This is a genomic window from Pseudoalteromonas sp. SG45-1, assembly GCF_014164135.1.
Lineage (GTDB): Bacteria > Pseudomonadota > Gammaproteobacteria > Enterobacterales > Alteromonadaceae > Pseudoalteromonas > Pseudoalteromonas distincta.
This window is the reverse complement of the sequence record NZ_JACJEP010000071.1, coordinates 1-593: the sequence shown is the minus strand read 5'-3', so window position 1 is coordinate 593 and position 593 is coordinate 1. Positions and strand designations below refer to the sequence as shown.

General features: G+C 51.4%; 1 protein-coding gene. It reads left to right on the top strand.

The annotated features are described in order from the left end of the window. Window positions 1-593: Ig-like domain-containing protein (locus tag H5117_RS20420; protein WP_182739025.1), on the top strand; the 593-nt coding region annotated here is incomplete at both ends.

Below are 593 nucleotides of genomic sequence, written 5' to 3'. Positions count from 1 at the left end.
TCAATCCCTGTACCGGTAGCCATTGCAGAAGGTGGATACACCATCAGCGCAAGCGTGAGCGATGCAGCAGGCAATGACACCACCGCTACTGGCACTGGTGAAGTAGACACGACTGCACCAACACTGATCCTAACGAATCCTGGTTCAAGTAATGACATCACCCCGACACTCAGTGGCACAAGTGATGCCGTTGAAGGCACGGTTATTAACTTCACCGTGGTGGACGATCAAGGCAATACACAAACGTTTACCACCACTGTGGATGCCGATGGTAACTTCTCTGTAGAAGTACCGACTGCACTGGCAGAAGGGCCGTACACGATCACCGCCAACATCAGCGATGTGGCAGGAAACAGCACCGATATTACCGGCAACGGCACCATTGATACCACAGCACCAAGTGTGAGTGTAGATGCGCCATTATTAACAAATGACAGCACGCCCACAGTGACAGGCACCAGTGATGCGCCTAACAGCACCATCACGGTGACGTTTACAGATGCAGCAAATGCCACTCAAAGCATTGATGTACAAACCGATGCCAATGGTAACTGGAGTGCGACACCAACAGGCACATTAGCCGAAGGGAATTA